Here is a 24,319-nt window from a genome sequence, read left to right on the forward strand (position 1 = left end):
CCTCAGGCTTTTGGTGTGTAGAAAGGGTTGCTGATGTGATTGACCACATCCGCCAGTTGCGCGGTTTCCGGCTTGCCGGTCAGCGCGGCACGGATTGCCGTGCGGCAGGCGTTGTAGTTATTCAGGTAGACCGCATCGAGGTCATCGCAGGCCGGGTTGACCCAGTTGGCGGTGACGATGGCCCATTCGTCTTCGGCTTCCGGCGGCAAGGTGCCGTCCAGCAGCGCTTCGAGTACAGCCTTGGCGATACCGGCCTGGGACGCGCCCCAGGTGGCATTGCCGTGCAGGTCGCTGCTGATCGCGGCTTTGTTGACGTAAAGGGTCATTGGCTTGACCGGAATGTTCGGCTGGGCGATCACCATGAACGGGCAATGTCCCTGGCTTGGCGACGCCAGGCTGTTGGCAAACGCCTGGCCGGCCGGGCCGTTGCGCGGGCCGATCAGGATGTTGATGTGCGCGGCGTTCACGCCCGGGCCTTCGAAACCTTCACCGATGTACAGGTCGAGTTCTTTCATGAGTCGTTACTCTTCAGGGAGTTGAGGTTGATCAGAAACGCACGCAGGCAGCGGGCCTGGCGTGGCAAATGTCGGGGTTCGAAGAGCGCAGCAGGTCGCTGGCGAAGACGCGGCAGTGATGATGAGTCATGGTTGCAAACGCTCTTTTTTGTTGTTGATGAGCTGGTTTGCGATTTTTTAACACCGGGGGTTGGCGGGGCTGTAACCATTAAAAGTCATGAGGGTATGAGTTCAGGTCATACCCTTGGGCGTAATGGCGGGGAACTGTGGGAGCGAGCTTGCTCGCGATTGCGCAGTGTCAGGCAATACAACTCTGGCTGATCAACCGCAATCGCGAGCAGGCTCACTCCTACAGGGGGGTGAGCTGTATTGAATTACTGCGACGTGGCATCTTTTTTCATGGCGTCTTTGCTCATGCTGTCCTTGGACATTGCATCCTTGGACATGCTGTCTTTTTTCATCGTGTCCTTGGCCATGGAATCCTTTTTCATCGTCGTGTCTTTTTTCATCGTGTCTTTGGACATTGCATCCTTGGACATCGAGTCTTTGCTCATGCTGTCGCTGCTGGTGGTATCGGCAGCAAAAACGCTGGCGGCGCCCAGTGCGATGCACATGGACAGTACGGCGGTCGCTAACTTTTTCATGATGTAACTCCTTGAAGCTCAGGTTGCGGACGAGTGAAGCTGCCTGTCAGCTGCCACCGAACCAGTTGTAACCCTGGTCTTCCCAGTAGCCACCGCTGTAGGTGTTGCTGACGAAAATCGCCTGGATGTGTTTGGGGTTTTTGTAGCCCAGCTTGGTGGGCATGCGCAGCTTCATGGGGAAGCCGTACTGGCGAGGCAACACCGCGCCGTCATAGGTCAGCGTCAGCAAGGTTTGCGCATGCAACGCCGTGGCCATGTCGATGCTGGTGTAGTAATCGTCTGCACATTTGAAACCGACATATTTGGCACCGGTGTCGGCGCCAACGCGCTTGAGGAAGTCGCTGAACCGCACGCCTCCCCAACGTCCGATGGCACTCCAGCCTTCAACGCAAATGTGCCGGGTGATCTGTTCGGTCTGCGCCATGGCGCGCAGTTCTTCGAGGCGCCAGCTGTGTTTGTCACCGACCAGCCCGGTCACTTCCAGCCGGTAACTCTCCTCCTCCACCGTCGGCGCTTCGTCGATGCCGTAGAAAGCGTTGAACGGAAACGGCCGGGTGATCATGGATTCCGGGTAGGTCGGTGCCATGGCGTTGGGGTTGAACAACCAGCCTTGCACCCGATCGTTGAAGCGGGACATGGACGACAATGCAGTGTCTACGCTTTCGTTGTCGGTGATGTTGCAGCCGGACAACATCGCCACGCCGCCGAGGGTCAGGCCACGCAGCAGGAACGAACGACGCGAGCGGTCAGTGATCTGCGGGGCGAGGATTTTTCGGGCGTCTGTCAGGATCGATGACTCGTCCAGGCCGGAACTTTGGTTAGGCTTTTTCATACCCGCTCCTTGCGACCGGCAATCATGGCCCACAACGTTTTTGGAACCAGTGCGACCATCACCAGATGCACCGCAACGAACGCCACCAACAGCGACATCGCGAAGAAGTGCACCCGTCGTGCACCTTCGTAGCCCGCCAGCAGTTCACGCAACAGCGGGAACTGGACCGATTTCCAAAGCACCAGTCCGGACATCACCAACAGCGCGATGTCGACCATCACGAACAGGTACGCCACCCGTTGCACCTGGTTGTAATGACTCAGGTCGGCATGGCTCAACCGCCCGCGCAATGCGGCCCACAGGTCATGCAGGACACCTTTGGGCGAGACCGGTAGGAAACGGCGTTTCAGACGACCGCTGAACAGGTTGATAGCGAGATAGACAAGGCCATTGATGGCCAGAAACCACATCGCCGCGAAGTGCCATTGCAATGCGCCGCCGAGCCAGCCGCCCAGCGTGATCGATTTGGGAAAGCTGAAGTCATAAATCGGCGAGGCGTTATAGATACGCCAACCGCTGGTGACCATGACCAGCACGGCCAAGGCGTTCAGCCAATGGGTCAGGCGTAACCAGCGAGGATGGCTACTGACAGCGGGTGTAGCAGATAACTGCGACATGTCCGGCTCCCTGCGATTGATCATTGGAGCCGAGTATGGGAGCCGATTGATCGCCAAATCCTCACGTAGAGTTAAATTAAACGTGATAACTCCCGACGCGTTGAAACACGCCTCACCCGCAATTGTGGTTAAAATGCCGCCCCCTCAAATTGCCGACCCAGCCCGATGAACTCAGACGCACTTGCCACCCTCCACGCCAACCTGCTGACAGCCCTGGCAACGGCCCCTGCGGAAACCCGCCGGCTGTTTCACGGCCGTGGCCGCTGCTGGCCGGGGCTGGAGCAGTTGACCGTCGACTGGTTGCAGGGCGTGGTGCTGGTCGCGCTGTTCAAAGAACCGGAAGCGTCGCAGCTGGAAGATTTGAAACGACTGTTGATACAGATCACCCAGTCACCCGAGTGGGCACAATCCGGCGCGCACACCTTGCTGTTGCAACATCGTTACCTTTTGCAAAGCACCACCGAATGGCTGCTGGGCGAGGTGATTGACGAGATGACGATCACCGAGGGTGGCTTGCGTTATCGCGTGGACCTGGGCCGCAAGCAGAACACCGGGCTGTTCCTCGACATGCGCTACGGCCGTGATTGGGTACGGGCCAATGCCCAGGGCAAGCGCGTGTTGAACCTGTTTGCCTACACCTGCGGCTTTTCGGTTGCCGCCATTGAGGGTGGCGCCGAGCACGTGGTCAATCTGGACATGTCCAGCCCGGCCCTGAGCCGTGGGCGCGACAATCACCGGCTCAATGGACACGACTTGAGCCAGGTCAGTTTTCTTGGCCATGACCTGTTCAAGTCCTGGGGCAAGGTGATTGGCAAGGGGCCCTATGACCTGGTGATCATCGACCCGCCGTCCTTTCAGAAAGGCAGCTTTTTGCTGACCAAGGATTACCAGCGTGTGTTGCGCCGGTTACCGGAATTGCTCAGCCCTGAAGGCACGGTGCTGGCCTGTATGAATGACCCGGCGTTTGGGCCTGACTTTTTGATCGACGGGGTGATGCGTGAAGCGCCGAGTTTGCGTTTTGAGCAGCGGCTGGAGAATCCGCCGGAGTTTGCGGATGCGGATGTTGAGTGCGGATTGAAGGCGTTGGTGTTCAAACTGGGCGATTGAGTCTTGCTTTACCTGTGGGAGCGAGCAGGCTCGCCCCCACAAGGGGATCTGGTGAGTGCTGCCGTGTTCAACGCGGTTGCAGCACCAACGCAAACAACTCCCCATGCCCAGTCACATTGAGCTTGTGATAGACATTGCGCCGATGCACTTTCACCGTCTCCGGTGAGATGCCCATGTGCTGGGCGATGGCTTTGCTGGAGAAGCCCTGAAGGATCAGCCTGGCGGTTTCGATTTCCCGTACCGACAGGCGCGCGTCGAAGCGATCCAGCAACGTCGCGAGATCGCCAGCCACCGGTTCAGCGGTTGCGCCTTCCGGTGGCATCAATTGCAGATGCCGGCGCATCGCCGACAGCACCCAGTCCCGCACACACAGCAGGCGGCCCTGCTCTTCGAGGCTGAATCGCGTCGAACGTCCCAGCGACAAACCCAACACCGCGCCATCCACATTGACCATGAACTGCAACTCGTCCGCCCCCACCACCGAGCGAAAGTAGCTCAGGTAGTACTCGCTCTGCTGGAACTGGTCGGGGGCCACCGATTCGAGGCTGTGCAGGCCCTCGGCAATACCGGCGCAAGCGGCCTGGTAAAAGGGGTCGAGCAGGTACATGCCGGCGCTGTAGTCCGCCAGTTCTTCGTGCTCGGCGGCACCGCCCTTCGAGTCGAAATCAATCAGCAAACGCGGGACCCGCCCCGAGCGCATCACCGCGACCAACGCATTGTCCAGCGGGACCAGCAGCCGCAACGTGTCGACCAACGCCCGCCAGAAACCGTCCTGTCCCAACGCGCCAAACACCCGCGCCAGCGACTGGTGCACCGGCAGCTCTTTCAACAATGCGTCCACGCACTACCCCTTTCGAGTAACCCATGATGGGAATGGGTGAGTCCCCCGCCTGCCAGTACGCTGCAAGCACCTGTTCATCACCGGCCTGCAGCAGGCCAGGAGTGCCGCATCATGAGTCGTCACCGCTCGCATATCAATCTTGGACTGGGCGCCTGTTTGTGCGTCTCGTTGTCGGCCATGGCCACCGATGCCCCGACGGTGCATGTCTACAACTGGTATGACTACATCGGTCCCAACACCTTGCACGACTTCAAGCGCGACACCGGGATCGAACCGGTCTACGACACCTTCGACAGCGCCGAAGTGCTGGAAGGCAAACTGCTGACCAGCCGCAGCGGCTACGACGTGGTGGTGGCGAGCAACTTCAGTTTGCCGACGCTGATCAAGGCCGGCGCCCTCGCCCCGTTGCCCCACGCGCAAATGCCCGACTTCAAAAACATGGACAGCGACCTGCTGGCGAAACTCGCCAACAACGATCCGGGCAACCAGTACGCGGTGCCGTACCTGTGGGGCACCAACGGAATTGGCTACAACATCGACAAGGTCCGCGCGGCGCTAGGCGACAAGGCGCCGGTGAATTCCTGGGACCTGGTGTTCAAGGAAGAGAACCTGGCCAAGCTCGGCCAATGTGGCGTGGCAATGCTCGACTCGCCGTCGGAAATGCTCCCGGTCGCCCTGCACTACCTCGGCTTGCCACCGAACAGCACCAACCCCGAAGACTACAAGAAGGCCGAGGCGCTGCTGCTCAAGCTGCGCCCACACATTGCGTACTTCAACTCGTCCAAGTTCATCAGCGACCTGGCCAACGGCAACATCTGCGTGGCGGTGGGCTGGTCCGGCGCGATGCTGGAAGCCAAGACCAACGCCGAGCAGGCCAACAACGGCGTGAAGATCGCCTACAGCCTGCCGAAGGAAGGCGCCCCGGTCTGGTTCGACACGCTGGTGCTGCTCAAGGACGCACCGCATCCGCAACAAGGCCTGGCCTTTATCGACTACCTGATGCGCCCCGAAGTCATCGCCCCGGTCAGCGATCACCTGAACTACCCCAACGGCAATCGCAGCGCGACGCCGCTGGTGGCCGAAGCGACCCGCACCAACCCGGCGGTGTATCCGTCGGCTGAAGCGCTGGCCACGTTGTTCACCCTTCAACCGCTGCCACCTGCGACCGAACGGGTGCGCACGCGGGTCTGGAGCAAGGTCAAGAACGGTCAGTAAGTGGATGTGCGTCGAACACCTGTGGCGAGGGAGCTTGCTCCCGCTGGACTGCGCAGCAGGCCCGGCTTTTTAGGGGCGCTTCGCACTTAGCGGGAGCAAGCTCCCTCGCCACAACAGCGCCCTGATCACAACCCGGTCACATTAATTTTCTGCCACGAATTGAAGATGAGAAACCCCATGAAACCACGTGCCCGTGACCTGAACATTCAGTTCGGCCAACTGCAACCCGGCCCTCTCAACGCCATCACCGATGTACCCGGCGTCCGCGTCGGCCACAGTGAAGTGCGTGGCCGCACCGACAGCGGCCGCGACATCCACACCGGCGTCACCCTGATCGAACCGCGTGCCGGTTCCACCAACCAGCAACCGTGCTTTGCCGGTGTGCACGTGCTCAATGGCAACGGTGACGCCACTGGCCTTGAATGGATTCGCGAAGCCGGCCTGCTGACCAGCCCGATCGCCTTCACCAACACCCACAGTCTCGGCGTGGTGCGCGATGCACTGATTGCGCTGGACCGACAAGCCCAGCCCGATGACGGCCGTCTGTACTGGAACATGCCAGTCGTGCTGGAGACGTTCGATGGCTTGCTCAGCGATATCAATGGCTTCCACGTCAAACCCGAGCATGTGGCCCAAGCCCAACGCAATGCCGTCGACGGACCCGTGATTGAAGGCGCCGTTGGAGGTGGCAGCGGAATGATCTGTCATGAATTCAAAGGCGGGATCGGCACGTCCTCGCGGCGATTGAGCCCTGCGCAAGGCGGCTGGACGGTCGGCGCCATCGTCCAGGCTAACCACGGCATTCGCAACGAGTTGCGCGTCGATGGTTACCCGGTCGGACGCTACATGGAACAGGTCGACTCGCCGTTCCTCAAAGCCTCGCTGCCGTATCCGGGCATGGGTTCGATTGTCGTGTGCCTGGCCACGGACGCGCCGTTGTTGCCGCACCAATGCACACGCCTCGCACAGCGCGCCAGCCTGGGACTGGCCCGCACCGGTGGCGGTAACGAGGACCACAGCGGTGACATCTTCATCGCCTTCGCCACCGGCAACCAGCACGTGCCGCCCGCCGCCTATGAAGGCAAAGGCGCGCCCACCTGCGACAACCTGCGCATGGTCAACAACGATCACATCAGCGAGTTGTTTCTGGCCGCCACTGAGGCCGTGGAAGAAGCCATCATCAATGCGCTGCTGGCGTCTGACACGGTGGAAGGCAACGGCCATACGGTGAAGGGACTGGATGCGGATACGCTGCTCAAGGCATTGCGCCAGGCGGGTTGGCCGGGGCAGCGCTGACGGAATCGCCCGATGCAACGGATCGGGCAAACACGGCTTACTCTTCCAGCACCAGCAGCGGCGTGCCTTTCTTCACGATGTACGTCGCCAGCTCCGACGCTTTGCCGCCACCGACGTTCTTCGCGACATGCGCCGTGCCTTCCGGGATGTACAGCGAATCGCCCGCCTTGAGCGTGACCGGTGGCTGGCCCTCCAGTTGATACTCAAACGAACCTTCGATGACATAAGCCACTTCCACGCCCGGATGCGAGTGTTTAGGCGAGGCCACGCCAGCGTCGAAATCGACACGCACCTGAATCACTTCACGCTCGGCGGCACCCAGGTCCTTGCGCACCAGATCGGTACGGTGGATGCCGGCCTGCCAGTTTTTCGCAGGCTGTGTTTCGTGGTTTGCGTCGCCAGCCTGCGAAAAGCTCGCGAAGGCTGCCAATGAAAGTACGGCAAGGGCGATGCCTGACCGGCCAACAGTGTTGCGGGAAGTGATACGGGACATCGCGATTCTCCAATGATTGCCGCCAATGCGGTTGAGCCCATTTAGAGGGTGCGGTGTATCCCGCTCGTGTCACGCAGGCCATGGTTTTGTATGCGAAGTTGGCTGCCGGCACCGGGGATACGTAGCGATACAAACAGGCGTCCGTGAAGACCGACTATCTGAAGAAATGCCCACCGTCACCAGACAGCTAACATTCACCGGGGATCTCACTTCAATGCGCTCATTGATCCTGAACCACTGTGACCGGATCCGCCCCGCGCCCACTCTTGAAGGCGTCACGTCGTGCTTTGCGTTCGGCTGCGTAGGCTTCGCTGGGTGTGCTGATCAGTTCGCCACGGCGCAACGGTTCGCCGCAATGTGCGCACACCGGACCCAGCCCGGCAGGATGGCGACAGGTGGCGTGGGTGTAAACGACCGCCAGCCCCTCCTCCTCTGACTTGCACCAGGTTTCCCCCCAGGCGCGCAGTGCCAGCACCACCGAATAGAACGCATCGCCTTTGGGTGTCAGGTGGTACTCGTAGCGCGGCGGCCGCTCGCTGTAGGCGCGGCGCGCGACCAGCCCGTCAGCCTCCAGACGCTTGAGACGGGTGGCGATCATTTGCGGGGTCCCGGCGGTTTGCGCCTGGATCTCGTCGAATCGATGACTGCCCATGAACAACTCGCGCAGCACCAGAACCGTCCAGCGGTCGCCGACGACGGCTTCGGCCCGTGAAATCGGGCACAGGGTTTCAGGAACAGGTGTATTTACCGACATGCGGTCTTGCCTCTTTTACAGTTACTATGATTATCATATCAACATGATGTCCGGGCAAGCGCCGGACATCGGTCAATCAACATTCCTGGAGAACATCGCCATGTCAAAAGCCCTCTATCCTCTCGACAGAACCGCTTATCTGTTGGTCGATCCCTATAACGACTTCCTCTCCGAAGGCGGCAAAGTCTATCCGCTGATCGAACCGATCGCCGCGCAAGTCGGCCTGCTCGACAACTTGCGCGCACTCGATCGCACCGTCCGCGCCCTCGACATTCCGGTGGTCATCGTACCGCACCACCGCTGGGAAAAAGGCGACTACGAAAACTGGGATCACCCAAGCCCCAGCCAGTGCAAGATCATGCACATGCATCACTTCGCTCGCGGCGAATGGGGCGGCGAATGGCACCCGGATTTCGCGCCCAAAGAAGGCGACATCGTCGTTCAGGAGCACTGGGGCTCGAGCGGTTTTGCCAACACCGACCTGGATTTCCGCCTTAAGCAGAAAGGCATCACCCACGTGATCATCGTCGGCTTGCTGGCCAATACCTGCATCGAGGCGACCGCCCGTTACGCCCAGGAACTTGGCTATCACGTCACCCTGGTGCGCGACGCCACGGCCGCCTTCAAGCCAGAAATGATGCACGCGGCCCATGAACTGAACGGTCCGACGTTCGCCCATGCCATTGTGACCACGCCAGAGCTCATCGCCACCCTGACCCAAGGTGACCGCCCATGACTTTGACAGGCAAACTCCTGATCGGCGCCCGTGATGTTCCCGGTTCTGAAGGAACTATGAAGGCGCTCAACCCTGCCACGAACCAATTGATCGAACCGGATTTCGCCTTGGGTAGCGTGGCCGACGTCGACCGGGCCGCGACCCTCGCCGATGAGGCGTTCGATGTCTACAGCCACACCTCGCTCAAGCGCCGCGCCGCGTTCCTCGAGAGCATTGCCGACAATCTCGATGCAGTCCGCCGGGCGCTGGCGGCCCGAGCCGCACTCGAAACCGGCATACCAGAGGCACAACTGGAGGGCGAAGCGATAAAAGCCGCCACCCAGTTCCGCCAGTTTGCCGATGTCGTGCGCAGAGGACGCTTCCTGCAACTGGCCATCGATCCGGCACAACCTGATCGTCAGCCGCGTCCGCGCATGGACCATCGCTTGCAGAAGATCGCCCTCGGCCCGGTGGCGATTTTCGGCGCGAGCAACTTTCCCATCGCCTATTCGGTCGCCGGCGGCGACACCGCTTCGGCACTGGCCGCCGGCGCGACTGTGATCCTCAAGGCGCATAACGCGCATCCCGGGGCTTCGGAAATTCAGGCGCGGGCCATCCGCGACGCCGTGCAAGCGCACGGTCTGCCTGAAGGTGTGTTCTCGATGGTGCGCGGTGGCGGAAACGCCATCGGTGAAGCGCTGGTCGATCACCCGCTGATTAAAGCGGTGACATTCACCGGCTCGGAACGTGGCGGCATGGCGCTGTATCGCCGTGCGCAATTGCGTCCGGATCCGATTCCAGTGTTCACCGAGATGACCAGCATCAACCCGACGTTCATCCTGCCTCATGCTCAGGCTGGAAAAGGTGCGTTGATCGGCGACGGCTTTATCGAGCGCATGCTGGTCAACGTCGGGCAAGCCTGCCTGAAACCTGCACTGCTGATTGCCATCGACGGGCCTGGTTTCGAGGCGATGCGCGCCGCGATGATCAAACGCGTCAACGAGACATTGGCGCGACCAATGCTGACACCCGGCATTCACGCAGCCTATCTCAACGGTCTTGGCCAGATAGAGGACGCAGGGGCACGGCGTATTGCCGAGGGTTCACCGGCCAGTGCGGCGCTGGATGGCGCCTCTGCGTTGCTGGAAGTCGATGGCGCGCAGTTCCTGAGCGAAACGCTGCTGGCCGAAGAAGTATTCGGCCCGGCAGCGCTGTTGGTGAAAGTCAGGAATGAGGCAGAAATGCTCGCCGTTGCGCGTTCGTTGCGCGGCCAGTTGTCGGCGGCCATGCACCTTGAGGTCGAGGATTTGCCCTTGGCGCAGCGCTTGTTGCCCGTGCTGGAGCGTCGCACCGGACGCATCGTCGTCAATGCCTTCGCGCATCCGCAGGAAGTGACGTTTGCCACCGTTCACGGCGGCCCGTTTCCAGCCACGTCGGACAGCCGCTTTACCTCGGTTGGCATGACCTCGATTGAACGTTTCTTGCGCCCGGTCGCTTACCAGGGCTTTCCGCAAGCGCTACTGCCTGAGGTGCTGCGAGACGCAAACCCGTTGGCGTTGCCTCGCCTGATTGACGGTGTCTAGAACGGGGGTTCGGGGTTCAATGCCTGGCCATCAGGCCATGCAGGACCCCGAACCTCAACCCGCCCTCTGAAGGCGTCATCTGCGAGATACCAAAGACCTTGAATGCCGCCAGCATCACCACCAGCCCACCCGGCAAGGTGCTCAAGCGATGGTTTTGCAGGCCGGCCAATTTGAGCTGTTTCACATGCCCCACTTCCAGCAGGCGCAACGACAGGCGCAGAAGACCGCTGTAAGTGATGCCGCTCTCGCCGTCGTCGTTCATGCCGTTGGCCTTCAGCACTTTGGCGAGCATGCGTGCCGTCCCCGATGAGCCGATGGCCTGCTGCCAACCCAGGGCACGGTAACGTCGCGCGACTTTTTCAAACTGCAGCGTGGCCACCCGCTCCGCCTCCAGCAGCGCCGGGGCAGTGATGCAACCACCGGAAAAATAACGCGCGCCAAAGGTGCCGCTGCCAATCGCAATGCTTTCGGTCAACAGCGGTTGAGTGCCCTGGCCCAGAATCAGCTCGGTGGAGCCGCCGCCGATGTCCACCACCAGTCGCATGCTTAACGGACTGGGGATCGAATGGGCCACACCGGCGTACACCAGATGCGCCTCTTCGTGCCCGGAAATCACATCGATCCGAAACCCGAGATGACGTTCGGCACTGGCCAAAAACAGTTGTGCGTTGTCAGCCTCGCGCACCGCGCTGGTCGCCACCGCCCGCACCCGGCCGGGTTCAAAGCCACGTAATTTTTTGCCGAATCGCGAAAGCGCCTGCCAGCCACGGTCCAGTGCCATTTCATCCAGCGCACCGCCCTGGAAACCCTCCGACAAACGGACCGGTTCACGCAGGGTTTTCACCTCGTGGATCATCCACTTCTGGTTCCGTTTGACCGGCTGGCCAATCATCATGCGAAACGCATTGGAGCCCAGGTCAATGGCTGCAAACAGGGAAGCGTCTCCTTTCATGGGGCGGATTCCTGGCAATTTCATCAGCCCGCGGACGGAGTTCCGCTGAGCGTTCAAGACGGTTTGCGAGGATCCTGCCATGGGTTAGGTGACACCAAGATGACACCACGGTTTTTTTCGCCATGGCCTCATCGTCATTTGTCCGTCACATCCCCAGGCCTAGCATGGCCACTTCCACCTCTGTCGGGACTCGGACCATGCTTTTAGACAACGACACCCTGATTCAACGTATCCATCGTGAGCTGCTCGACCACAGCGACGAAGAGCTGGAACTGGAGTTGATGGAGGACGGACACGATCTGAGCGCGCTGTTCGATGAGCACGTAGGTGACAGCAGCGAGAAAGAACAACGTCGCCGCTATTTCAGCGAGCTGTTCCGCCTGCAGGGCGAACTGGTCAAGCTGCAAAGCTGGGTGGTGAAAACCGGGCATAAAGTGGTGATCCTGTTTGAAGGACGCGATGCGGCGGGCAAAGGTGGCGTGATCAAGCGCATCACCCAGCGGCTCAATCCACGGGTCTGCCGGGTCGCCGCCCTGCCCGCACCCAACGACCGCGAACGCACCCAGTGGTATTTCCAGCGTTACGTCTCGCACCTGCCGGCCGCTGGCGAAATCGTGCTGTTTGACCGCAGTTGGTACAACCGTGCGGGCGTCGAGAAGGTCATGGGATTCTGCAACGACGACCAATACGAAGAATTCTTCCGCACCGTGCCGGAGTTCGAACGGATGCTCGCCCGCTCCGGCATCCAGCTGATCAAATACTGGTTCTCGATCTCCGACCAGGAACAGCACCTGCGCTTCCTCAGTCGCATTCATGACCCGCTCAAGCAGTGGAAACTCAGCCCGATGGACCTGGAGTCCCGCCGGCGCTGGGAGGCCTACACCAAGGCCAAGGAAATCATGCTGGATCGCACCCACATCGCCGAAGCGCCATGGTGGGTGGTGCAGGCCAACGACAAGAAACAGGCCCGACTCAACTGCATCCACCACCTGTTGGGGCAGATGCCGTATGAAGAAGTGCAAGCCCCGGTAATCGAGCTCCCGGAACGCGTGCGCCAGGAACATTACACGCGCAGCCCGACGCCACCGGAACTGATCGTGCCGCAGGTGTATTGAGACCGACGGGGGCGCAAACGCCCCAACCGTCATCATTCTGTAACCTTGCGACAACAATACTGACGCCATACACCGCGTGCTTTTTTTTGGGCTGCCCTTTTGGGCGGCTTTTTTTTGTCTGGCAATACCCCTCAAGCCGCCCAATTGCCGCCCGGCTGTCGAACATTCATGAGCGCGTTGACCGGCTCACTTCTTGATCGGTGTGACGAGTTCCTTTTCGTTGGTGTCGAGGACGAACACCGCCAGCAGGCGTGCAGGCTCGGTGTCGCTGGCGTTGGCACTGACCAGGTGCACCGAACCCGGCTCCTCTACGAAGTTTTCGCCGACGTGGTAGATCTTTTCCGGCTGGCCTTTGACTTGGATGCGGAATGAGCCTTCCAGGACGGTTGCATAGATGAAGGCCGTTTTCGGATGGGTGTGGGATGGCGACGCGGCGCCCGGCCCATACTCGACGACGACGCCTTTCATGCTCTTGCCAGGAAGATTGGGAATGGGACGGTCGAACACGACCGTCACCTTGCCGTGGGGCGGCTCAGCGGCGGACGCTGCGCTGATCGATAGCGCTGCGAAGGCCGCGGCCAACAGGATTCGAGTAAGCATGGGATGGCTCCTTCGTGGGTGGGAATGTGAGGGTGCGAGCCGTTACCGGGCCTTCGATCGAGCTATCCAGTCTTCGAAGCGGATCGCCCCCAGCCGTGGGTTCTTGCCCGGCACCAGCGATTGATCATTGAGCACGGCACCGAAGTAACGCGCGTGCACGTCCGGCAAGACCTTGCGGCCGTCCCCAGTGGCCCGCAGAAAACGCCGGGCCAGTTCGTCGATCGGCATGGCTTCCGGGCCGCCGACTTCAACCGTGCCATTGACCGGTGCAGCCAGCACGACTTCGGCCAGCGCCGCCACTACGTCGTCGGACGCGATCGGCTGGATCAGCGCCGGCGAAACACAAAATTCCTCGCCTACGGCGAACGACTGGACGATGCCTTCGACAAACTCGAAGAACTGCGTGGCACGCAGGAGGGTGTAAGGAATGCCGGACGCCTTGATCAGGTTTTCCTGCGCGACCTTGGCCCGGAAATAACCGCTGTCGGGAAGGCGTTCGCTGCCGACAATCGACAGGGCTACGTGATGACGAACCCCGGAGGCCGCTTCGGCAGCCAGCAGGTTACGCGTCGATGTTTCGAAGAAATCGAGTACCGCCTGGTCCTCCCACGACGGTGCGTTCGCCACGTCGACAACGATGTCAGTGCCATCCATCGCTGCAGCCAGGCCTTCACGGGTGATGCTGTTCACGCCCGTGCTGGGGCTGGCGGCGACCGCGTCATGGCCGCGCTCGCGAAGGGTGTTCACAAGTTTCGATCCAATGAGGCCGGAGCCTCCGATAACAACGATCTTCATGGCTATTCTCCACGTGTCGACTGCAACCATTGCGTCGGTGTAGAGAGGTTGCGCGCACGCGCACGGCAAATCCTTGCAGCGGGCTTGGATTTCCCTTCATGAACCCTTGGATTTGCGTCCAAAGAAGTGGTTATTCGTCCATCGTCATCGTGGACCATGCAGCGGGTTTCGAGCTGCCGTATTATCAATCTCAACTAAATATCGCCAGCGGCCTGGGACACGGAGTTGAAGGCGCTTTGCCAGGGGAAGCCCGCTTTGCCATTCGCGTTTGAAGACTTCGTGCTCGATCAGGAGCGCCGGGAATTGTCCTTGCGTGGGCACGTCGTGGCCGTCGGGCCACAGACCTTCGATCTATTGCTGTATCTGGTGAGCAACCGCGATTGCGTTGTCAGCAAGGACGACTTGCTCAAGGCCGTCTGGAGCGGCCGGATCGTCTCGGAATCGACGATCACCAGCCACATCAATGCGGTGCGCAGGGCCATCGGCGATACAGGCGAAGAGCAGCGCCTTGTCCGCACGGTCGCCCGCAAGGGTTACCGCTTCGTCGGGCAAGTCCACATCGGCAATAGCGACCAAGCACGACAACCCGACATCGACGAACACGCGGCCGCCACGCAAACGTCCGCCTCTGCGCTGCTCCTCCCGGATAAACCCTCGATCACGGTCTTGCCCTTCCAGAACCTGAGCGGCGATCCCGAACAGGAATACTTCGCCGACGGCGTGGTAGAGGACATCATCGTCGCCCTGTCACGGATCCGCTGGCTGTTCGTCATCGCGCGCAATTCGAGCTTCACCTACAAGGGTCAGGCGGTGGACATCCAAGGCATCGGTCAGACGCTGGGCGTTCGCTACGTGCTCGAAGGCAGCGTGCGCAAGTGCGCGAACAAAGTGCGCATCACCGGGCAACTCATCGACGCGACCACTGGCACGCACATCTGGGCGGAACGCTTCGAAGGCCTGCTCGACGACATCTTCGAGTTGCAGGATCAAATCGCCGAAAGTGTCGTGGGGGCCATCGCGCCGCAACTGGAACGGGCAGAAATCGAACGCGCCAAACGCAAACCCACCGAAAGCCTGGACGCCTACGATTATTACTTGAGGGCCATGGCAAAACTGCACAGCGGCACCCGTGAAGCCATCGCGGATGCGCTGCCGATGTTCAACACAGCCGTAGAACTCGATCCGGAATTCGCCTCGGCCTATGGCATGGCCGCCTGGTGCCACTTCTGGCGCAAGCTCAATGGCTGGATGACTGACCGGCCGGCAGAAATTGCCGAAGGCACACGGCTCGCGCGCCTGGCGGTGACACTCGGACGCGACGATGCCGTCGCGTTGACGCGCGGCGGGCATGCGCTTGCTCATCTGGCCGGTGATGTCGATGGCGGCATAGCGCTGCTCGACAGGGCGCGGCTGCTCAATCCCAACCTCGCCCCCGCCTGGTTCCTGGGCGGAATCTTGCGTGCACTGCGCGGTGAAACAGAAGGCGCCATCAAGGACTTGACCCATGCCGTTCGCTTGAGTCCGGTGGACCCCGAAATGTTCAGGATGCAAATCGGCATGTCGCTCGCGCACTTCTTCGCCGGCCGCTTCGACCTCGCGACGCAATGGGCGGAAAAAGCCTTGGGCAACTTGCCCAATCTGCTGGCCCCGGTGGCCCTGGTGGCGGCCAGTTATGCGCTCAGCGGGCAAATGGATAACGCGCAGCAGGCAATGCAGCACCTGCGAGAGCTGGACCCGTTGTTGCGGGTTTCTAATTTGAGGGATTGGTTGCCCATCCAGCGCGCGGAGGATCTTGCACGGTTTGCGGAGGGACTGCGGCGGGCTGGGTTGGCTGAGTGAGCGTGGGATGGCTGACCGCAGGCGTATCAGATGCTTTATCGATTCAGGCAGTCATCGGCCACAAGCGACCCTTTGCAGGAGGTGATTAACGGCGAATAACAGTCGTTCCAGAGGGTCATGATTACGCGAAGAAGATGGGTTATCTTGTCAGCCGAATCACCTGCATCAGGTGAAGTTCATCAAGTAAGGATGCTGTATGAATCTATTGCCTCGTCGCCATGCCCTCTTCGCACTGACGCTCGTCAGTACACTCGCCGCAACCTCCGCGCTGGCTGCCCAGAGCCCTGATGCCCCGGCCTCCGTCGCGGGGCCTGTCGCCGGCACCAAAGTGACCGAACCCTATGTGCGCATGATGGCGCGCGAAGCGTATTTCTGGGGTTGGCCGATGGCCAATATTTTCAATCGTCGCCAGGCCTTCAAGGACCTGCCCGAACCCGGTTTGATGGGCGGCATCGTGCCGGTGGCCCCGATCAACCGATTGTCGATGCTCAGCGACTACATCGACCCGGCCGAACGGCTGGTAGCCTGTCCGAATCAGGACGTCGTGTACGGTGCTGGCAGCATCGCCCTGGACCTTGAGCCCGTGGTGCTGCAAGTACCGGACTTCGACGGCCGCTTCTGGGTGTATCAAGTGGTCGACCTGCGTTCCGACAGTTTCGCCGAGCTGGGCAAGATGTATAACACCCAGCCAGGTTTCTACCTGTTGGTCGGCCCGGACTGGAACGGCAAGGTGCCCCCAGGCATTACCCGAGTGTTCCGGGCACGTACCAACACTGGCTTCGTCATTCCCCGGGTGTTTCAGGACGACACGGCAGCCGATCGCCAGGCCGTGCAGCCGGCCCTGGCCGGTATCGACATGTACCCATTGTCCCAATATGACGGCAAGGTCAAAAAGCGCAATTGGGCCAAACTGCCGAAATTCCCGGGCCAGGCCTCGGATGGCAAAGCCGAAACCAAGTGGGTGATCCCGGAGCAGTTCTTCGACGAACTGCCGGCCCTGCTCAAGGACGCCAAGCCGTTGCCGGGTGAAGAAGCCCGCTACGCACAAATGGCGGCCCTCGCGGCCATCGCCAAAGCCGACCCGCAACTTCGTGCAGCGATGATCGACGAAGCGAAAAAAGCCGACAGCGAAGTGATCGACCCGCTGTTGCAGTTCCGCAACTATGGCCTGCAGCTGCCGGATCACTGGAGCACTGTCAGCAACGGCGCGGCGTTCGGCACCGATTACTTCAGCCGTACCGCCGTGGCACGCTCGAATATCTTCGTGAACCAGCAGAAAGAAACCAAATACTTCTATCAGGACCTGGATCAGTCCGGCCTGCGCCTCAATGGCCAGAACAACTACAGCGTGACCTTTGCCAAGGGCAAGCTGCCGCCAGTCAAGGGTTTCTGGTCGCTGACGCTGTACAACGAACAGCACTTCTTCTCGCCGAACGAACTCAAGCGCTTCTCCATCGGCACCAAGAACAAATCCCTGCAAACCAATCCTGACGGCTCGCTGACCCTCTACGTGCAAAGCGAATCGCCGGGCAAGGACAAAGAAAGCAACTGGCTGCCGTCGCCAAAGGACGCGGATTTCTCGCTGTACATCCGCGCCTACTGGCCGCAAGCCGATGCCCTCGACGGCAGCTGGACTCCACCGGCCGTGCTGAAAACCCATTGAAAAGGTTTTCGACGATGAACGCAGCCAGAAAGCGCTGACCGCACTGGCCTTGGCCGTTTCGGTCAGCCTCGGCGCCCAGGCAGCCACGCACTATGAACAATTGGCCGACCTGCCCTTCGCCGGCGGTTATCCAACCCTCGAAGGCGTGGCTCAGCTCAAGAATGAACTGCTGTTCCAGCGCGCCGTGCAGAGCTATATCTGGGCGCTGCCTGCGTTGAACATGTTTGCCATGAAAGAAGCCTCGGAGAAAACCTTCGGCGCCGGCTACAACGTGCTGCCAATCTGGAAGGACCGGCTCAACGCCAAGACCCTGGTGACCACGCCCAACTCGGACGTGATCTACGCCATGGGCTACCTGGACCTGAAGCAGGACGGGCCGATGGTGATCGAAGTGCCGCCGGGCATGCAGGGCATTCTCGACGACTTCTTCCAGCGCCCGATCTGCTCCGAAGGCCAGATCGAAGGCCGCCAGTGGTGCGGCGACGTCGGCTTGCCAGGACCGGACAAAGGCAAGGGTGCCAAGTACCTGGTACTGCCACCGGATTACAAGGGTGACGTACCTCCCGGCTACCTGACCTACCGTTCGCGCACCTACAACGTGTTTGTGTTCTGGCGCGGCTTCTTCAAGGACCCGAAACAGCTGGAAGCACCGGTCAAGCTCATGGAACAGACGCGCATCTATCCGCTGGGCAAAGAAGCCACGGCGAAAAAGATGGAGTTCCCCAACGCCTCGCAAACGCCGATCAACATGCTCTACCCCACCGATGGCAGCGCGTTCGACATGCTGTCGCGGTTTATCGACCATGAATATGTCGACCCGCAGGACATGGAAATGCGCGGTATGCTCGCCGCCCTGGGCATCATCAAGGGCAAGCCGTTCCAGCCGGACGCGGCAACTCGCGATCTGCTCGACAAGGCCGCGAAAACCGCGAGCAAAATGGGCCACGCCACTTCCTACACACCACAAACCATCGTCACCAATGGCACTTGGTATCCGGACCGCAAGTGGCTCAACGTCTTCCCGGGCAACGCGACTTTCACCGCCGACACCTTCAACTACATCGACCCGCGCACCGGCTTCTTCACCAACGCCTATTCGGCCAGCCCGGGCATGGCGGTCAACATGGAAAACGTCGGGGCCAAGTACCCGGCCACGTTCGTCGACGCTAAGGGCGAGTTCCTCTCGGGCAGCAACGCCTACACGCTCAACCTGCCCAAAGGCATCCCGGCGGCGTTGTTCTGGTCGGTCACCGTGTACGACTCAATCACCGCCTCAGGCGTGGACAACGGCCAGCCGTTCCCGTCGTTGAACACCATGGACAAACCGCTGGTGAATGCCGACGGGTCGATCGACGTACACTTCGGGCCGGATTCACCGGGCGAAGGCAAGAACTGGATTCGTACTTTGCCAGGCAAAGGCTATTTCGTGATTTTGCGGTTGTATGGGCCGACCAAGGCGTTTTTCGACAAGGCGTGGAAGCCTGGAGACCTGCAGAAGCAGTGACCTTAAAGGCTACTGGGTGATATGAGCGCAGGTTCGCTCATATCATTTCCGGGTACGGATCCGGTGGGTTTCGTGATGAAGTTAAACACGAGCCACCCGTCGGCTTCTGACCAATTTCTAGCGGTCATCACCGGCGGCTATATTGGGTTGTTTGCTGCGATTCGCGACTGGCAACAACCGGCCCAAAGCGGACACTTTCGAAGAATGAATCAGCCCTTTCGCTTATTCGAGAATAATCGCGCCGCCTATGACACCATCACGCTCAACCTGAACACGAGGGAATATTTTGTGAAATTTTTGGGTGCAAGGACGGAAATCAGATGAAGCACTACCAAGATACGGAAACGGGTGCAATCTATGCATTTGAGGATGACGTCGATCCTTGGGTATTGAATAACCGAAAAAATCCAACGACATTATCAGAAGCTATAAAGCCGAAGCCCGACGGTTCACATGTTTGGTATCAGGATGGTTGGATTAAGCGGGAAGAGGCGCCGCCGGGCTATACACAGCCCGTATCAAGTGTTCCTTCGTACAACCCAGCATGGATGGCTTATCTGCACCCATATACGGCAGTCCATCGTGATCAAAAATCGGGATTGAACATCTCCCTCGATCAGATCAATGCAAACTCTTACGATGGCAATAAACTTGCGGAAATTGTTACAGCTCTCCCATTAGGCACGTTGAGCGCAATACCTGCACTTATCAGTTATGACGGGGCAATAGCCATTCCCCAATGCATGGATTTTCCAAGTAAGGCTGACGGAGTTAGCAAGCTCAACGAGATTCTTTGTAGTCTTTTGCTGGGCGGTGTCCATGCGGAGGTGCTTCATTCGGATGCTCTTGTCATTGGTACGTTGCGGGACGAGATAAGGCTTTTTGCCTACACATCATCCCTGCATACCCAACTGCGGTTGAACTGGGCAGCCATAAGCGACCGGCTCCAACCTTTGGTAACACCAAGAGTGTTGATGGTGACGGAGATACAAGCGGCTTTCAGTCAGGGCCAACAAGTCGTTAACGCCATCCATAACCTCTCCCCTTTTTTTCTTTTGAATGGCTACACCGCCATGGGGTATCGAAATAACAGTGACGCACTCAATAATCTTTGGATAGCCGTGGAGCAGATCACGGAGCATCTATGGACAGAGTTCTATGTCCAGAACAAGAGCAGTCTCCCCGCTCGTGTTCTTGCGTGCCATACGCATTTAAAAAGACGTCCTGGCCTTGACAAAATTTCGACAAAACACAAGCTTTTACGACTATCAAAGATCATCAGCAAAGAATCTCAGAAAACACTTAATCTGGCGCGTGAAAAGCGTAATGAGCTAGCGCATAAAGGCATCGTACCGGACTTACGAATCATCGAAATGCTCTGGAAGACCTTACCCGATTTACTTGAGGAGGCCTCAGAAGTTCGATCACTTGGCATGAGAAAGCTTAGTGGTTGTGGCGAAAGCAATTGGGCTATACCCGCAAGGGCTAACTTCGATGAGTGGCGGAAGCTCGCTACCAAGGTATAGAGTCCAGACCGCTGAACACGTGGGCGGTAACGTGCATGGTGCGCTTGACACTATTGGCTAAAACGCTGGTCATATCAAACAAGGGCTAGCTCGACTCAAGGGGTTAGGTCTTACATAAAAAGTAGATACCTTCTAAATTCGTTTAATCGACTCACCACCATTAAATCAGCTTAAAACCTTCGGATGATCACACATGCAACTGCACCACTTTCAGACGCACTATAAGTTTTATCTCTACACGGAAGAACGGTCAGATATTTCTGAAGAAGACGCAGCTCAGGGCCTGTCGATTCCTTTTGGCTCAACGATCGTGCCACCTCCACTTGATCAGTGCCAACCAGATGAAATCCCGGTTTTTGAGGATGGAAAATGGACCATTGTGAAGGACGAATTTTGGCGGCCAACTGTTGAAGAAATTAATTACGATGCAAATAGAAAAGCAGACACCTTCCAATTTATCGACTCGTCGATATATGACTTCATAAAGTTTCCTTCGATACCTGTGCTTTTGAGCAGCCCCATGATAGGGATGAGAATCTCCCAATCATTAAAAATTATTAACAAGAAGTTCTCCCAATGCCTAGAAATGCATAAATCCATTTTACTTGGTAACTCCCCGATTGTTCTGGACTCCCCTAATCGCGGAGATCTCACTTTTTCACCAAGCCTAATATATGAATTTAAAACGGAGCTTGAGTCTATTATCTTCATAATGAGGAAAGTTCTAGACTCACTAGTCCAATTAACTGACATTTTAGTTAACCTCACTACAATTGAGAGAACCAAAATAATTAACTACGACTCAATTGGCTCGCTGCTTTCACCAAAAGCAGATAACAGCCCCGTAAAAGAAATTATTTTAGGGAGCACTACATACCTGCCAGACACCACTAACTTTTTAAAGATATCGAACGACTTATTTAATGGTTTCAAACACTCCCTAATAAATGACGAGACGTACAACTCAATCGGCGCGGACTGCCCAACGTTTGTTGGCCTATCTGTTAAATATGCGAATCATAAAAATACAATTCAATACCACAACCATAATGCGTATCACATAATGATGGGATTCCAAGACTGCATTGCTCGAATCCTCGAAAACCAAGAAACATATCGACAACACAATCCCTAGAGAGATCAAAATTCGCTTGCTGCTTGATTACAGACACGCGAACTTTCCCTCTCTCATCTACAGCACCATCCTTGACGCCGAAGTCCCCGCTATCAACTTCCCAAGCTGATAACGAGGGTTCGATTCCCTTCACCCGCTCCACTTCCTTGTTCCAGCATGTTCCCGCATATTCCGGCGAGCAGCTGAACAGCAAATAAACCGGCCCTCTTAGCCGGTTTTTTTGTGTCCGCATGATTTTGGTTGATGCCCCATACGGTTGTGATCGGTGTACACCCAGCTGTACACTAAAAAAAACACATAACTCTGGTGTACACAAATGAAGCGTGCGGACATCAAAAAGCGCCCCATATCTGACACCGCGCTCGCTAGCCTAGAGCCGGAAACCAAGGAGTACCGGGAGCTTGATGGTCACGGCTTGTATTTTCGTGTGAAGCCAAACGGTCAGAAGGGATGGTTACTCCGCCATAAAAAACCTGATGGTCGATGGGGCTGGCATGGACTCGGGGCATACCCGGACACCCCCGCCAAAGTCGCACGTCAAAAAGCCATTGAATTACGCGAGCTAGTGGCCAGAGGTGTCGATCCAGTCGAACATAAAGCGAAGGAGCGCGCGGCGAAATCTGCAGCCACCTTAAATCCGTTTCGAGAGTCCGTAGCCTATTGGTATCAACGCAAGGTTGATGACGGACTTGCCGAAAGCACGTTACGTCTGATGCGAGGGTACTTGGACAACGATATCTTGCCGGCTCTCGGGGAGCGCCCTATAGCCGAAATCAGCCCAAGAGAATGTGCCCTCCTCCAAGAGAAAATCGAAGCTCGAGGTGCAACGAATACCAGGGATAAAATTCGCGTAGCCCTGCGTCAGATTTTTAGTCAAGCGATTGCCAGAGGACTGTGTGAAGTCAATCCGGCCGCCGAACTCGTAACGATTGCCACAAAAACTCCAGCGGCTGTTCCGCACCCGCATTTGTTGGAGCCCGAGCTTCCTGCTTTCTTGAAAGCACTTCGCGGCAGTACTAGCCGTACTCCCGCGCGCACCGCAACATGGTTATGTCTATGGACTGCATCTCGCCCCGGAATGGTGAGATGGGCCGAGTGGTCAGAATTTGATTTAGACAGAAGCACATGGTCGATCTCAGCCGCCAAAATGAAAAGCAAGCGCGACCATGTGGTACCACTGTCCTCGCAAGCCGTCGAGGCGCTACGAGAGCTGCACCGGAGTACGGGAAGGGGTCGTTATCTTTTCCCTGGAATCGGGTCAAAAAAAGCAGTCATCAGCGAAAACACCATCAACCTGACACTAAAAAAAATTGGCTACCGGGGAAAACTTGTCGGCCATGGCACTCGTCACACCGCGAGTACCCTGCTGCGCGAGCATGGGTGGGACAAAGCTCATGTTGAAGCTCAACTGGCACATACTGAGGCCGGAGTAGCGGGCATCTACAACAAAGCTCAATACCTCATGCAGCGCCAGGTCATGGTGCAGTGGTATGCCGACTATTTAGACTGCCTAGAAAAAGGTATGACACCTGCACAACGAGCTGAGTTTGATGGCAGGATCATCCGTTGATTCACCAACGCAAAAAAGTCAGCTGAAAAACTAGCCCTTAGTTTGACTGGCAGGAATAACCCTCGTCATTACGATAGGTATCCGATCAAACGGAGACCTACAGATGCACATCGACGCACCATTCCAAATGCTAAGTTTGGCCGAAACCTGCAAGCTCCTTTGCAAGTCGCGTAGCGGCTTGTACAAGCTCATGGCAGCCGATATCACCTTCCCTCGACCGATCAAGGATGGCACCGCGCGTCAAGCGCGTGTCGTTTTCGTTTCCTCAGAATTGGCTGCTTGGCAACAGGCTAAATTGTCTGCCCGAGCATCGGCAACCTTCAGCAATGGGGAAGAGTTCTGATGACCAAGGAGCCAAAACCGGAATCAGTTCTTTGGTTCTGCAAAATCCAAAGAGGAATGATTACCAGCAGCGATTTCAAGGAGCTAAGTCCCGCGGCATTTAAGATTTATGTCGTGTTGAAAATGGGGGTGAATTATCACTCGGGAGAGACTGAAATATTCCATAGCAGCATTGCAAACCACTGCGGTCTGTCTATCAGCAGCGTAAAACGTGGTCTCACTGACTTGAAAAGGAAAGGTTACGTCACGAGCGAGGGGACACCTGGCCAAAATTGCATCTATCGAGTGTTCGAGCGAATTCCACTCACGCTGAAGGGTAAAGCAATCGCTACAGCGACGTATCTCTACACAGGAAAAACTAGTAAATCACGAGCAAACGAAATCAAAAAAATTCTGATCACGGGAAAGCTTCCAACCTCTTCACCCACTATCAAAATAGAAATAAATGAACAAAATCAGTTAATTAAAACTGAAGTACACCCCCCCACCAATGAAGACTTCGTCAGCAATGCATCTCCTGGCATCGCTGTTAGCTCCACGCTCCCAGCAGCGATGGGGAGAACACTAGAAAAGCATATGCTTAGAGCGGGAAAAGTAAAAATAGAGGATGCGAATTTTCACAGCAATCGCTCTGACGATGATGACCTAGCCCATGAGTGAGCTAGA

26 protein-coding genes are annotated in these 24,319 nt (G+C 57.9%); 16 read left to right on the forward strand and 10 right to left on the reverse strand.

The genetic code is table 11. From position 1 onward, the window contains the following. Positions 1 to 2: 2 nt before the first annotated feature. From fae to ACWKV5_RS00510, 4 genes are all read right to left on the reverse strand, one after another. Positions 3 to 515, reverse strand: a complete 513-nt coding sequence (gene fae, locus ACWKV5_RS00495; RefSeq protein ID WP_008043405.1) for a formaldehyde-activating enzyme — start codon at positions 513 to 515, stop codon at positions 3 to 5. 374 nt (positions 516 to 889) lie between these two features. Next, positions 890 to 1,159 (reverse strand): pentapeptide MXKDX repeat protein, encoded by a 270-nt coding sequence (locus tag ACWKV5_RS00500; RefSeq protein WP_483839680.1) that lies wholly within the window; start codon positions 1,157 to 1,159, stop codon positions 890 to 892. Between the two features lie 46 nt (positions 1,160 to 1,205). Then, on the reverse strand, positions 1,206 to 1,991 hold the full coding sequence (locus tag ACWKV5_RS00505; RefSeq protein WP_483839681.1) for a molybdopterin-dependent oxidoreductase: 786 nt from the start codon (positions 1,989 to 1,991) through the stop codon (positions 1,206 to 1,208). Continuing rightward, positions 1,988 to 2,608 carry a cytochrome b/b6 domain-containing protein gene (locus ACWKV5_RS00510; protein WP_483839682.1) on the reverse strand — a complete coding sequence of 207 codons (621 nt, stop codon included), beginning with the start codon at positions 2,606 to 2,608 and terminating at the stop codon, positions 1,988 to 1,990. Before ACWKV5_RS00510 ends, ACWKV5_RS00505 begins: the two co-directional genes overlap by 4 nt. Before the next feature lie 165 nt (positions 2,609 to 2,773). Between ACWKV5_RS00510 and ACWKV5_RS00515 the strand changes: the two genes are divergently transcribed. After that, positions 2,774 to 3,715 (forward strand): class I SAM-dependent methyltransferase, encoded by a 942-nt coding sequence (locus ACWKV5_RS00515; RefSeq protein WP_483839683.1) that lies wholly within the window; start codon positions 2,774 to 2,776, stop codon positions 3,713 to 3,715. A gap of 67 nt (positions 3,716 to 3,782) precedes the next feature. Here ACWKV5_RS00515 and ACWKV5_RS00520 read toward each other — a convergent pair whose 3' ends face one another. After that, positions 3,783 to 4,556: a helix-turn-helix transcriptional regulator gene (locus tag ACWKV5_RS00520; RefSeq protein WP_483839684.1), complete on the reverse strand. Its 774-nt coding sequence runs from the start codon at positions 4,554 to 4,556 to the stop codon at positions 3,783 to 3,785. 111 nt (positions 4,557 to 4,667) lie between these two features. Between ACWKV5_RS00520 and ACWKV5_RS00525 the strand changes: the two genes are divergently transcribed. After that, the gene (locus ACWKV5_RS00525) at positions 4,668 to 5,771 is read left to right on the forward strand and encodes a polyamine ABC transporter substrate-binding protein (protein ID WP_483839685.1); all 1,104 of its coding nucleotides are present in this window, start codon (positions 4,668 to 4,670) and stop codon (positions 5,769 to 5,771) included. 177 nt (positions 5,772 to 5,948) lie between these two features. Beyond that, on the forward strand, positions 5,949 to 7,067 hold the full coding sequence (locus ACWKV5_RS00530; RefSeq protein ID WP_483839686.1) for a DmpA family aminopeptidase: 1,119 nt from the start codon (positions 5,949 to 5,951) through the stop codon (positions 7,065 to 7,067). A gap of 37 nt (positions 7,068 to 7,104) precedes the next feature. Here the strand turns inward: ACWKV5_RS00530 and ACWKV5_RS00535 are convergent, their stop codons facing one another. Together ACWKV5_RS00535 and ACWKV5_RS00540 are read right to left on the reverse strand one after the other, a co-directional pair. Then, a complete protein-coding gene (locus ACWKV5_RS00535) occupies positions 7,105 to 7,560 on the reverse strand; it encodes a cupin domain-containing protein (protein WP_483839687.1) in 456 nt (151 codons plus the stop codon). A 220-nt stretch (positions 7,561 to 7,780) separates the two neighbouring features. Further along, positions 7,781 to 8,314, reverse strand: coding sequence for a winged helix-turn-helix transcriptional regulator (locus ACWKV5_RS00540; protein WP_483839688.1), 534 nt, complete (start codon positions 8,312 to 8,314; stop codon positions 7,781 to 7,783). Between the two features lie 100 nt (positions 8,315 to 8,414). Here ACWKV5_RS00540 and ACWKV5_RS00545 point away from each other — a divergent pair, with 100 nt between their 5' ends. Together ACWKV5_RS00545 and ACWKV5_RS00550 are read left to right on the forward strand one after the other, a co-directional pair. Next, positions 8,415 to 9,050, forward strand: coding sequence for a cysteine hydrolase family protein (locus ACWKV5_RS00545; RefSeq protein WP_483839689.1), 636 nt, complete (start codon positions 8,415 to 8,417; stop codon positions 9,048 to 9,050). Then, positions 9,047 to 10,612: an aldehyde dehydrogenase (NADP(+)) gene (locus ACWKV5_RS00550; protein ID WP_483839690.1), complete on the forward strand. Its 1,566-nt coding sequence runs from the start codon at positions 9,047 to 9,049 to the stop codon at positions 10,610 to 10,612. The genes ACWKV5_RS00545 and ACWKV5_RS00550 overlap by 4 nt, the downstream gene beginning before the upstream one ends. 16 nt (positions 10,613 to 10,628) lie before the next feature. Here the strand turns inward: ACWKV5_RS00550 and ACWKV5_RS00555 are convergent, their stop codons facing one another. Continuing rightward, positions 10,629 to 11,564 (reverse strand): Ppx/GppA family phosphatase, encoded by a 936-nt coding sequence (locus ACWKV5_RS00555; protein WP_027924718.1) that lies wholly within the window; start codon positions 11,562 to 11,564, stop codon positions 10,629 to 10,631. 197 nt (positions 11,565 to 11,761) lie between these two features. On the opposite strand from ACWKV5_RS00555, the gene ppk2 reads away from it, so the two are divergent. Continuing rightward, positions 11,762 to 12,679, forward strand: coding sequence for a polyphosphate kinase 2 (ppk2, locus tag ACWKV5_RS00560; protein WP_483839691.1), 918 nt, complete (start codon positions 11,762 to 11,764; stop codon positions 12,677 to 12,679). A gap of 186 nt (positions 12,680 to 12,865) precedes the next feature. Here the strand turns inward: ppk2 and ACWKV5_RS00565 are convergent, their stop codons facing one another. Together ACWKV5_RS00565 and ACWKV5_RS00570 are read right to left on the reverse strand one after the other, a co-directional pair. Continuing rightward, a complete protein-coding gene (locus ACWKV5_RS00565) occupies positions 12,866 to 13,279 on the reverse strand; it encodes a cupin domain-containing protein (protein WP_483839692.1) in 414 nt (137 codons plus the stop codon). Between the two features lie 42 nt (positions 13,280 to 13,321). After that, entirely contained in the window at positions 13,322 to 14,074 is a 753-nt protein-coding gene (locus ACWKV5_RS00570; RefSeq protein ID WP_483839693.1) for an SDR family oxidoreductase, read from the reverse strand. Positions 14,075 to 14,172: 98 nt separating this feature from the next. On the opposite strand from ACWKV5_RS00570, the gene ACWKV5_RS00575 reads away from it, so the two are divergent. From ACWKV5_RS00575 to ACWKV5_RS00620, 10 genes are all read left to right on the forward strand, one after another. After that, positions 14,173 to 14,346, forward strand: a complete 174-nt coding sequence (locus ACWKV5_RS00575; RefSeq protein ID WP_483839694.1) for a hypothetical protein — start codon at positions 14,173 to 14,175, stop codon at positions 14,344 to 14,346. Then, positions 14,330 to 15,913, forward strand: coding sequence for a winged helix-turn-helix domain-containing tetratricopeptide repeat protein (locus tag ACWKV5_RS00580; RefSeq protein WP_483839695.1), 1,584 nt, complete (start codon positions 14,330 to 14,332; stop codon positions 15,911 to 15,913). Before ACWKV5_RS00575 ends, ACWKV5_RS00580 begins: the two co-directional genes overlap by 17 nt. Before the next feature lie 196 nt (positions 15,914 to 16,109). Further along, positions 16,110 to 17,576, forward strand: coding sequence for a DUF1254 domain-containing protein (locus tag ACWKV5_RS00585; protein WP_483839696.1), 1,467 nt, complete (start codon positions 16,110 to 16,112; stop codon positions 17,574 to 17,576). Between the two features lie 49 nt (positions 17,577 to 17,625). Beyond that, a complete protein-coding gene (locus tag ACWKV5_RS00590) occupies positions 17,626 to 19,080 on the forward strand; it encodes a DUF1254 domain-containing protein (protein ID WP_483839697.1) in 1,455 nt (484 codons plus the stop codon). Positions 19,081 to 19,152: 72 nt separating this feature from the next. Beyond that, positions 19,153 to 19,404, forward strand: coding sequence for a hypothetical protein (locus ACWKV5_RS00595; protein ID WP_483839698.1), 252 nt, complete (start codon positions 19,153 to 19,155; stop codon positions 19,402 to 19,404). Continuing rightward, complete coding sequence (locus ACWKV5_RS00600) at positions 19,401 to 20,606, forward strand: hypothetical protein (RefSeq protein WP_483839699.1); 1,206 nt, start codon at positions 19,401 to 19,403, stop codon at positions 20,604 to 20,606. Before ACWKV5_RS00595 ends, ACWKV5_RS00600 begins: the two co-directional genes overlap by 4 nt. 193 nt (positions 20,607 to 20,799) lie before the next feature. Beyond that, positions 20,800 to 21,741, forward strand: a complete 942-nt coding sequence (locus ACWKV5_RS00605; RefSeq protein ID WP_483839700.1) for a hypothetical protein — start codon at positions 20,800 to 20,802, stop codon at positions 21,739 to 21,741. 316 nt (positions 21,742 to 22,057) lie between these two features. Continuing rightward, the gene (locus ACWKV5_RS00610; protein WP_483839701.1) at positions 22,058 to 23,311 is read left to right on the forward strand and encodes a tyrosine-type recombinase/integrase; all 1,254 of its coding nucleotides are present in this window, start codon (positions 22,058 to 22,060) and stop codon (positions 23,309 to 23,311) included. A 103-nt stretch (positions 23,312 to 23,414) separates the two neighbouring features. After that, complete coding sequence (locus ACWKV5_RS00615) at positions 23,415 to 23,654, forward strand: helix-turn-helix transcriptional regulator (protein ID WP_223522381.1); 240 nt, start codon at positions 23,415 to 23,417, stop codon at positions 23,652 to 23,654. Next, a complete protein-coding gene (locus ACWKV5_RS00620; protein WP_483839702.1) occupies positions 23,654 to 24,313 on the forward strand; it encodes a hypothetical protein in 660 nt (219 codons plus the stop codon). The genes ACWKV5_RS00615 and ACWKV5_RS00620 overlap by 1 nt, the downstream gene beginning before the upstream one ends. Positions 24,314 to 24,319 lie beyond the last annotated feature (6 nt).

The organism is Pseudomonas oplopanacis (genome assembly GCF_057128725.1).

What these genes read in the sequence shown, in the direction of transcription:
- ACWKV5_RS00570 (WP_483839693.1), bottom strand. Translation starts at nt 14,074, where the DNA reads ATGAAGATCGTTGTTATCGGAGGCTCCGGCCTCATTGGATCGAAACTT.
- ACWKV5_RS00550 (WP_483839690.1), top strand. Translation starts at nt 9,047, where the DNA reads ATGACTTTGACAGGCAAACTCCTGATCGGCGCCCGTGATGTTCCCGGT.
- ACWKV5_RS00615 (WP_223522381.1), top strand. Translation starts at nt 23,415, where the DNA reads ATGCACATCGACGCACCATTCCAAATGCTAAGTTTGGCCGAAACCTGC.
- fae (WP_008043405.1), bottom strand. Translation starts at nt 515, where the DNA reads ATGAAAGAACTCGACCTGTACATCGGTGAAGGTTTCGAAGGCCCGGGC.
- ACWKV5_RS00515 (WP_483839683.1), top strand. Translation starts at nt 2,774, where the DNA reads ATGAACTCAGACGCACTTGCCACCCTCCACGCCAACCTGCTGACAGCC.
- ppk2 (WP_483839691.1), top strand. Translation starts at nt 11,762, where the DNA reads ATGCTTTTAGACAACGACACCCTGATTCAACGTATCCATCGTGAGCTG.
- ACWKV5_RS00555 (WP_027924718.1), bottom strand. Translation starts at nt 11,564, where the DNA reads ATGAAAGGAGACGCTTCCCTGTTTGCAGCCATTGACCTGGGCTCCAAT.
- ACWKV5_RS00600 (WP_483839699.1), top strand. Translation starts at nt 19,401, where the DNA reads ATGAAGCACTACCAAGATACGGAAACGGGTGCAATCTATGCATTTGAG.
- ACWKV5_RS00620 (WP_483839702.1), top strand. Translation starts at nt 23,654, where the DNA reads ATGACCAAGGAGCCAAAACCGGAATCAGTTCTTTGGTTCTGCAAAATC.
- ACWKV5_RS00510 (WP_483839682.1), bottom strand. Translation starts at nt 2,608, where the DNA reads ATGTCGCAGTTATCTGCTACACCCGCTGTCAGTAGCCATCCTCGCTGG.
- ACWKV5_RS00530 (WP_483839686.1), top strand. Translation starts at nt 5,949, where the DNA reads ATGAAACCACGTGCCCGTGACCTGAACATTCAGTTCGGCCAACTGCAA.
- ACWKV5_RS00540 (WP_483839688.1), bottom strand. Translation starts at nt 8,314, where the DNA reads ATGTCGGTAAATACACCTGTTCCTGAAACCCTGTGCCCGATTTCACGG.
- ACWKV5_RS00535 (WP_483839687.1), bottom strand. Translation starts at nt 7,560, where the DNA reads ATGTCCCGTATCACTTCCCGCAACACTGTTGGCCGGTCAGGCATCGCC.
- ACWKV5_RS00565 (WP_483839692.1), bottom strand. Translation starts at nt 13,279, where the DNA reads ATGCTTACTCGAATCCTGTTGGCCGCGGCCTTCGCAGCGCTATCGATC.
- ACWKV5_RS00575 (WP_483839694.1), top strand. Translation starts at nt 14,173, where the DNA reads ATGAACCCTTGGATTTGCGTCCAAAGAAGTGGTTATTCGTCCATCGTC.
- ACWKV5_RS00525 (WP_483839685.1), top strand. Translation starts at nt 4,668, where the DNA reads ATGAGTCGTCACCGCTCGCATATCAATCTTGGACTGGGCGCCTGTTTG.
- ACWKV5_RS00610 (WP_483839701.1), top strand. Translation starts at nt 22,058, where the DNA reads ATGAAGCGTGCGGACATCAAAAAGCGCCCCATATCTGACACCGCGCTC.
- ACWKV5_RS00505 (WP_483839681.1), bottom strand. Translation starts at nt 1,991, where the DNA reads ATGAAAAAGCCTAACCAAAGTTCCGGCCTGGACGAGTCATCGATCCTG.
- ACWKV5_RS00500 (WP_483839680.1), bottom strand. Translation starts at nt 1,159, where the DNA reads ATGAAAAAGTTAGCGACCGCCGTACTGTCCATGTGCATCGCACTGGGC.
- ACWKV5_RS00585 (WP_483839696.1), top strand. Translation starts at nt 16,110, where the DNA reads ATGAATCTATTGCCTCGTCGCCATGCCCTCTTCGCACTGACGCTCGTC.
- ACWKV5_RS00605 (WP_483839700.1), top strand. Translation starts at nt 20,800, where the DNA reads ATGCAACTGCACCACTTTCAGACGCACTATAAGTTTTATCTCTACACG.
- ACWKV5_RS00545 (WP_483839689.1), top strand. Translation starts at nt 8,415, where the DNA reads ATGTCAAAAGCCCTCTATCCTCTCGACAGAACCGCTTATCTGTTGGTC.